A 7,637-nucleotide genomic window follows, 5' to 3' on the forward strand; every position below is an offset into this window, starting at 1 on the left:
AAGGCCGCCCGCGCCACCTCTACGCTGCAGGTGCAGTCCGCGTGGTGGGAACCCCAGGCGCAGCCGGGCGATGCCGAGCCGGTCGCCGCCGAGTTGGCCCTCGCGGCCGCCTGGCAGGGCCTGGAGCGGGTCTCGGTCTCTGGGTGGGGTGATGCCACGGCAGCGCTTCATGCGGCGCTGACCGGAGCAGGTGGCAGCGTGCACCGCCACGTGCACGCCAGAGAGAGCGCCCCGTGAGCCGGCGGCGATGGTGGCTGATCGCCGGTGCGGTCGGTGTCGTCGTGCTCGTCGCCGGGGGCCTGTGGATCTGGCAGGCGACCGGCCGCCCCGCCACGGCGGAGGAGGCGGCGGCGGAGTACCTGCGCGCACTCGAATCCGGTGACCCCGCAGCGGTGGAGGCCACTGGTGCCGTGATGCAACGGGAGACCCTCGACGCGTTCTCCGACGCGACGGCACTCGTGCACGATGCGGAGGTGATCTCCGTCAGCGGAGACGACAGCGCGCCGGTCGGTGGCGTGACGGCGACGGTCGAGATCACGTTCCGCCTGGCCGACGAGAAGCACACGGCAGCGCTCACACTCTCCCCCATCGACGGGCGGTGGGTCGTGGATGAGTCCGGGCGGGGCACCGTGACCGCCGATCCCTCGATCGGCTCGTTCGTCTCCATCGGCGGGCAGACGCTGCCCGCGGGCGAAGCCACGGCGCTGTTGCCGGCGAGCTACACCGTCGCCGCCGCACCGGTGTCGCTGCTCAGCGGAGAGACATCGGTGACCGTGCTCCCCGGCGACGAGACGGCCGTCGACATCGATGTGTCGCTGCGCTCGGAGGCGACAGTCGCAGCCCAGAATCAGCTCGACGAGCACCTCGAGACGTGCGCGGAGCCCGGCACCGCCGCGCCCGAGGGCTGCGGCATCCGCATTCCCTGGGGTACCGAATTCCGCGCCGTGTCGGAGTACCGGTACCGCATCGAGAAGCTACCGACGCTGGCCCTGTCCGGCAACGGATTCGCGGCGGAGGGGGGCGTCCTCGTCACCACGGTCACCGGAACCGGTCAGGACGGCGCGAAACGTGAGGCCAACTACCGGACCGACTCGTGGAGTCTGCACGGCGACGTGTCGTTCACCGCAGAGGGCGTGGTGCTCAGCGCCTGGTGAGCGGGCCCCTGGTGAATGCGATTCGAATCAGAACTGGACGCGAGGCGGTTCGGAGATCGCACTGCTGTCGGCGACCTCGAAGAACTCCCGCTCGGTGAAGCCGAGCCCCTTGGCGAACAGGTTGTTCGGGAAGACCTTGATCTTGGTGTTGAGCTCGCGCACGCCACCGTTGTAGAACCGGCGCGCAGCCTGGATCTTGTCTTCAGTGTCGACCAGCGCCTGCTGCACCTGGAGGAAGTTCGTGCTCGCCTGCAGCTGCGGGTACGCCTCGGCGACCGCGAAGAGACTGCGCAGCGCCTGCTGGAGGTGTCCCTCGGCGATGCCGGCCTCACCGGGACCGCCGGCCGACAGCGTCTCGGCGCGCGCACGAGTCACGTTCTCGAAGACCGCCTTCTCGTGGGAGGCGTATCCCTTGACCGTCTCGATGAGGTTGGGGATGAGGTCGGCTCGTCGCTTCAGCTGCACCGTGATGCCGCTCCACGCCTCGTCGACGCGGACCTTCAGCTGCACCAGCGAGTTGTACGTGGCCCACAGATAGATGCCGGCGAGCAGGATCACTCCGACAACGATCAGTACCGGCACGAGCCATTCCATCAGAGGCCCACCCTTCCTCGTGTTTCTCTCATCCTAGACGCGCACCCTGCACGTGGACTGGGCGCGCGGCGCGGATTGCGGCCTCGAGCCGGGTCAGGCTCCGAGAACCCGTTCGAGATAGCGGTTCGTGAAGCGCCGCTCGGGATCCAGGCGGTCGCGGAGCGCGACGAAGTCGTCGAATCGAGGGTAGCGCTCGCGCAGCGCCTGGTCCGTCAACGTGTGCAGCTTGCCCCAGTGCGGCCGTCCGCCGAACTCGAGCATGATCTCCTCGACCGCGTTGAAGTACTCCGTGGGGTCGGCGCGCCAATACCGGTGCACGGCTATGTAGGCGCTCGGCCGCCCGTGCGCCGTCGACAGCCACAGGTCGTCGCCCGCCGCGAAGCGCACCTCGATCGGGAACTCGATCCGCCACCCGCGCTGAGCGATGAGGGCGCGGACCGCCTGGAACGCCGGCACGACGTTCTCGGCCGGGAGCGCGTACTCCATCTCGCGGAAACGCACGGTGCGGCTCTGGATGAGCACCCGATGCGACAGCTCGGTGTACTCACGGTCCCCGGTGAGCTTGACCGCCAACCTGCTGAACGGCGGAGTCACCGCAGGCACCACCTGCCCCGCAGCGCACACGACGCGGTAGACCCCGTTGGACAGGAGCGTCTCATCGATCCACCTGCCCACGACCGGGAGCGGCTTGCGCACCGTCGACTCCGGCAGTCGCGTCTGACGCTTCGTCAGCGCCACCTCGGTGTGCGGGAACCAGTAGAACTCGAAGTGGTCCGACGAGGCCACGCGCTCCTCGAGCGTGGCGAGCACGTCGTCGAGGGGCGCCGGCTCGTCGATGGCGTGCATCACGAACGCCGGCGCGCACTGCAGCGTCACCTCGACGATGATGCCGAGCGCACCGAGCCCGAGCGCGACGGCAGGCAGCAGCTCGCTCTCGTGTTCATCGTCGATGCGGAGGAACTCTCCCGCGGCAGTGACCATGGTGATGCCGACGACCTGGGTCGCCAGGCCGCCGAACCGGGCACCGGAGCCGTGGGTTCCGGTCGAGATCGCTCCCGCGATGGACTGGCGATCGATGTCGCCCAGATTCTCCATGGCGAGCCCATAGGGGGCGAGTAGGCCGGGGATGCGGTGCAGACGGGTTCCTGCGAGGAGGGTGACGCGGCCACTGACTGCATCCGCCGATACGAGCCCCTGCAGGTCATCCAGCTCCAGCAGGACGCCGGGTGCGACGGCGATTCCGGTGAAGCTGTGCCCCGCTCCCACAGCCTTCACGCTGAGACCGTGCTTGACCGCAGCGATCACCGCGCGCTGCACGCCTTCGGGGCTGCGCGGACGCTCCACGCGCACGGGGCGCACCGAGGCCGAGCGGCCCCAGTTCTGCCAGGAGCCGCCGATTCTCGTCACAGGAAAGCCTTTCCCTCGCCGCGGTAGGTGGGAAGCTCCTCGATGACCTGCTCCCCCGACACCAGGTGATAGCGCTCGATGCGCTCCGCGGGCTCGCCGCTCTTCGCATGCCGGAACCAGACCCGGTCCCCCACGCCCAACGACGTGGCGGTGGGGCCCTGCAGCGGCGTCTGCACCTCACCGGCGGCCTCGCGCCCGAGTGTGCGGAGTCCCTCGGGCCACACCGGACGGGGCTGACGGGAGGCGAGAGCGGGACCGGAGGCTATCCACCCTCCACCCAGCACGGTGGCGATGTCGGCGGCCGGTCGGCGCACCACATCGAACGCGAAGGCCGAGGCAGGAGCGGGACGGAACGAGCGGTAGCCGTCGAACAGGTGGCCACCGAGCAGCCCGCTCCCGGCACTCGCCTCGGTGAGTGATTCGTCGCTCCCCGTGAACTCGAGCGAGCCGGTGCCCCCTCCGTTGAGGATCTCCAGCGGAGCGATCGCACCGACGGCGGCCACGATGGCTGCCCGTCGCTCCCGCAGCTCGTTCCTCGAACGTGCCTGCACCATGCGGATCAGCGGCGCGTCGGCACCGGCATCATCGCCCTGACCGGCGATCTGCGCGTCGTACATCTGAAGTCCGACGAGCCGGAAGCCGGGACGGGCGACGACCTTGCGGGCGAAGCCCGCGACCTCGCCGGGCGTGAAGAGCGCCGAGCGGCGCACGCCGATGTGGCCGAGGAGGGAAGAGCGCCAGGACGCATCGACATCGATCGCGACACGGATCTCGGGGCGCGAGGCGGGACCTGCGACACTGTCGATCAAGTCGAGGTGGACGAGATCGTCGACCATCAGCGTGATGCGCTGCGCCGCCTGCTCGTCGGAGAAGAGCCGTTCCAGTCCCGCACGATCCACCGTCGGATAGCCGAGCATGATGTCATCGTGCGTCTCGGCCAGCCACAGCGCCTCCTCGAGCGTGAACGCGAGGATCCCGCGGAATCCGGGGAGCTTCAGCACGGCATCGAGCACGGCCCGCACCCGCACCGATTTCGAGGCGACACGGATGGGGAGCCCGCCCGCGCGCACCAGCAGGTCCATCGCGTTGTAGCGGAGCGCCTCACGATCGATCACCCCGACCGGCGCCGGCAGGTGTCCGGTCGCGGCGGAGAGGCGTGGCCAGTAGCGGGCCGGATCTTCCCACTCAGGGGCGATCGCGGGCGCACCCTGGACGGGGCTCAGTTCGTCGATGAGGTCGAGCACTCCCCCACCCTAAGGCCTCCTCGTACTCCGGATCACCCCTTGCGGCACCGGGTCGCAGCCACCGCACGGCGATAAGCTGACGACGCGGCCCCCGTAGCCCAATGGCAGAGGCAGGCGACTTAAAATCGCTTCAGTCTGGGTTCGAGTCCCAGCGGGGGCACTGCGCTTCTCACTTCTCGCCGTCGGCAACCGCCCTCCGCTCTCCCGCAGCCTCACGCACCCGGCGAGCGACCAGGACGATGAGGGCGATCACGATGGCCGTGTAGACGGCGTAGTCGAGGTACCCGAGGTACTGCTCCAACTGCTCGTGCTGCGTGCCGAGCGCCGCACCGACACCGAGGAGCAGAGCGTTCCACGCGCCACTGCCGACGATCGTGTAGATGCTGAAGGTGGCGAGATTCATGCGCGATGCCCCGGCGGGGATGGAGATGAGACTGCGAACGCCCGGGACCATCCGGCCCACCAGCACCGTCCAGCCGCCGCTGCGCGTGAACCAGTCGGCTCCCCGCTCCAGGTCGGAGCGGCTCACCAACCGGGTCGCCGCCAGCAGCCGCACCGCCCGTTGCATGCCGATCGCCGCGCCGAGTCCATACAGCAGCAGGGCTCCCAGCCAGGAGGCCAGCGTGCTCCAGAAGATGAGCCATCCCAGGTTCAGCTCCCCGCTCTGGCTGAGGTATCCGGCGAACGGCAGGATGACCTCGCTCGGGATCGGCGGGATCAGCACCTCGAGGAAGACGAGCACCCCGACCCCGACGTCGCCGAGGGAGGTGAGCACGTCGGCCGCGAATCCGGTCAGACCGGTGAAGCCGTGTTCGGCGTCGGTTGCGAAGAACATCCGAGCTCAGCGTCCGAAGAGATCGCCGATGCCCGGGATGCCGAGGTCGCCGAGCCGCTCGCCCCATCCCGTGGCTGTCTCGCCCAGTCCGGTCGCCGCCTCGCCCGCGGAGCCCATCAGGTCGCCTGCCCCTCCGGCGATCGACTCGACATCGATTCCGGCGGCGAGGGACTCGAGGTCGATGCCCTCGGCCAGCGCACCGAAGTCGACGCCGATGTTCGCGGCCTGCTCCAGAAGCGGACCGGCCACCGTGCTGAGCACCGCACCACCGGCGACCACGCCGAGCAGTCCCACCGCCGCACCGCCTGCGGCGACCGCAGCGCCACCGGCGCCGGCACCGCGCACCCGCGACAGGAGTCCGCGCATCCGCCCCGGCCGCATCGCCTCCGCACGCCCCGCCGCGCGAGCGAGGTCATCGGGGGACGATGACCTCGGACGCTCCCCCGGTTCGAGCTCCTGCCGCATCCGCGCCTCGACGAGCGTGCGCTGCTCGGGAGTCAGCCGGGCGAATGCCTCGCGGTGGATCTGCTCGACACGCTGCGGGTCGGCCGTCTGCAGCAGGTAGTCGTAGCGGGCGATGGCCGCTCTATCGGCGTCGGTTGCCGCAGGGGATGTACGCGCGGATCCGGCGACCGGTGGTGCGTAACGATCCCGCGGAGGGGTCGAACCGGCCCTGACGCTCGGAGCACCGGGTGCCGGCGGCGCGTAGGGATCCGCACCCGCGGTCCGTGCGCTCTGGTCTGTGCGAGGGGTTCCTTCCGCGGGACCGCGGACCGCGTCCACGGCTCCGCGGAGCATCCCGCCCCAGTCCGTCGAGCGGGACCCGCCCGCCGAATGGTCGGTGCGTCCGGAACCGGCATTCTTCTCGAGCGCGTCGGATGCCATTCCGATCAGTCGGGAGAGCTTTCCCATGGGTGTCCCTTTCGTGGTGCGGGCCACCGGGGATTCCCACGTCGAAGCGACGGCAGGGGTTTCTCGGCACCCCGCTATGCGGGTGCCAAGGTCTCCTCCACCCTCACGGGCCAGCGGGCCGGAGCACGATCTCGTGCTCGTAATGACGACGACGCTGCAGACGGGAGTACTCCCCTTGCTGCCCTCACGCTACCGACCGCACCTGTGCTTCGCCTCGGAGCCGCCCCGAAGAAACGAAGATCGGCCCCGGCGCAGAGCGCGCGGGGCCGATCTCAATCTGATTCGAGGGTCTGCTACTTCGCTGCAGCCTCGGCCGGCTCAGGAGCCTTCTCGGCGGCAGGCTTCTCGGCGGCAGGCTTCTCGGCGGCAGGCTTCTTCGCGGCCGGCTTCTTCGCGGCCGGCTTCTTCGCGGCCGGCTTCTTCTCGGCGGTCGTCTCCGATGCCGCCGGAGCAGCCGTCGCGGCCGGAGCAGCCTTCGCCGCAGGAGCAGCATCTGCCACGGGCGCCGCGGGAGCTGCCGGACGCGGACGCGCGGCGAACTCCTCGAAGACGTAGCGCGGGTTCTGCACCGTCTCGAGGTTCACCAGGTCGCGACCCAGCCACAGGTTGTTCCACCAGCCCCAGATGACGCGGAACTTGCGCTCCCACGTCGGCATCGCGAGACCGTGGTAGCCGCGGTGCGCGACCCAGGCCACGAAGCCCTTGAGGGCGATCTTGCCGGACTGGAAGACGCCGTTGTACAGGCCGAGACCCGCCACCGCGCCCATGTTCTTGTGGAAGTAGTCCTTGGGATTCTCCCCACGGAGCACGGCGACGAGGTTCTTCGCGAGAAGCTTCGCCTGACGCACCGCGTGCTGAGCGTTCGGCACGCAGAAGCCGCCGACGCCGCCACCCGAGAGGTCGGGGACGGCCGACACATCGCCCGCAGCCCAGGCACCCTCGACGAAGGCCTCGGGCGTTCCGACGCGCAGGTCGGCACGGGTCTGGATGCGACCGCGCTCCTCGACCGGGAGGTCGCCGCCACGAACCACGGTCGGGTTCGCCATGACACCGGCGGTCCACACGATGACGTCGGTCGGGATGACCTCGCCCGTGGAGAGCTCGACGTTGCCGTCGACCGCGCTCGTCAGCTGCGTGTCGAGGTGCACGTTGGCACCCCGCTTGGCGAGGTCCTTGAGCACCCACTCGCTGGTCTGCAGCGAGACCTCGGGCATGATGCGGCCCATCGCCTCGATGAGGTGGAAGTGCGTGTCCTCGAAGCTGATCTGCGGGTACTTGCCCACCAGCGCGGAGGCCAGCGAACGCAGCTCGGCGAACACCTCGATACCGGCGAACCCACCGCCGACGACGACGACGGTCAGCAGACGGTCGCGCTCGGGTCCGGCGGGGAGCGAGGCGGCCTTGTCGAAGTTCGACATGACCTTGTCGCGGATCGCGACGGCTTCCTCGATGGTCTTCAGCCCGATCGCGTTGTCGGCGATGCCCGGGATC

General features: G+C 69.7%; 7 protein-coding genes, 1 tRNA gene and 1 pseudogene. 3 read left to right on the forward strand and 6 right to left on the reverse strand.

Going from position 1 to position 7,637, the window contains the following annotated elements:
* Window positions 1–237 (forward strand): annotated as a pseudogene (locus ACNPM4_RS13820) (winged helix-turn-helix domain-containing protein); the annotation flags it as partial.
* Window positions 234–1,154: a hypothetical protein gene (locus tag ACNPM4_RS13825; RefSeq protein WP_448986036.1), complete on the forward strand. Its 921-nt coding sequence runs from the start codon at window positions 234–236 to the stop codon at window positions 1,152–1,154. The pseudogene ACNPM4_RS13820 and the gene ACNPM4_RS13825, both read left to right, overlap by 4 nt.
* Before the next feature lie 27 nt (window positions 1,155–1,181).
* Here ACNPM4_RS13825 and ACNPM4_RS13830 read toward each other — a convergent pair whose 3' ends face one another.
* From ACNPM4_RS13830 to ACNPM4_RS13840, 3 genes are all read right to left on the reverse strand, one after another.
* On the reverse strand, window positions 1,182–1,748 hold the full coding sequence (locus ACNPM4_RS13830; RefSeq protein ID WP_029262976.1) for a LemA family protein: 567 nt from the start codon (window positions 1,746–1,748) through the stop codon (window positions 1,182–1,184).
* Between the two features lie 93 nt (window positions 1,749–1,841).
* Window positions 1,842–3,155, reverse strand: a complete 1,314-nt coding sequence (locus ACNPM4_RS13835; protein WP_448986037.1) for a D-arabinono-1,4-lactone oxidase — start codon at window positions 3,153–3,155, stop codon at window positions 1,842–1,844.
* Window positions 3,152–4,399 (reverse strand): alanine racemase, encoded by a 1,248-nt coding sequence (locus ACNPM4_RS13840; protein ID WP_448986038.1) that lies wholly within the window; start codon window positions 4,397–4,399, stop codon window positions 3,152–3,154. The genes ACNPM4_RS13835 and ACNPM4_RS13840 overlap by 4 nt, the downstream gene beginning before the upstream one ends.
* Window positions 4,400–4,486: 87 nt before the next feature.
* Here ACNPM4_RS13840 and ACNPM4_RS13845 point away from each other — a divergent pair.
* Window positions 4,487–4,559 (forward strand) — tRNA-Leu (locus ACNPM4_RS13845).
* Window positions 4,560–4,568: 9 nt separating this feature from the next.
* Here ACNPM4_RS13845 and ACNPM4_RS13850 read toward each other — a convergent pair.
* From ACNPM4_RS13850 to ACNPM4_RS13860, 3 genes are all read right to left on the reverse strand, one after another.
* The gene (locus ACNPM4_RS13850; protein WP_448986039.1) at window positions 4,569–5,234 is read right to left on the reverse strand and encodes a DedA family protein; all 666 of its coding nucleotides are present in this window, start codon (window positions 5,232–5,234) and stop codon (window positions 4,569–4,571) included.
* Window positions 5,235–5,240: 6 nt separating this feature from the next.
* The gene (locus ACNPM4_RS13855) at window positions 5,241–6,146 is read right to left on the reverse strand and encodes a cation-transporting ATPase (RefSeq protein WP_448986040.1); all 906 of its coding nucleotides are present in this window, start codon (window positions 6,144–6,146) and stop codon (window positions 5,241–5,243) included.
* Window positions 6,147–6,439: 293 nt separating this feature from the next.
* The coding region (locus tag ACNPM4_RS13860; protein WP_448986041.1) for an NAD(P)/FAD-dependent oxidoreductase at window positions 6,440–7,637 on the reverse strand (1,198 nt) is incomplete at its 5' end.

The organism is Microbacterium umsixpiens (assembly GCF_053543675.1).

Bases quoted from the DNA above. Each gene is read 5' to 3' on its own strand.
- ACNPM4_RS13830 (WP_029262976.1), bottom strand. From the start codon at position 1,748: ATGGAATGGCTCGTGCCGGTACTGATCGTTGTCGGAGTGATCCTGCTC.
- ACNPM4_RS13850 (WP_448986039.1), bottom strand. From the start codon at position 5,234: ATGTTCTTCGCAACCGACGCCGAACACGGCTTCACCGGTCTGACCGGA.
- ACNPM4_RS13855 (WP_448986040.1), bottom strand. From the start codon at position 6,146: ATGGGAAAGCTCTCCCGACTGATCGGAATGGCATCCGACGCGCTCGAG.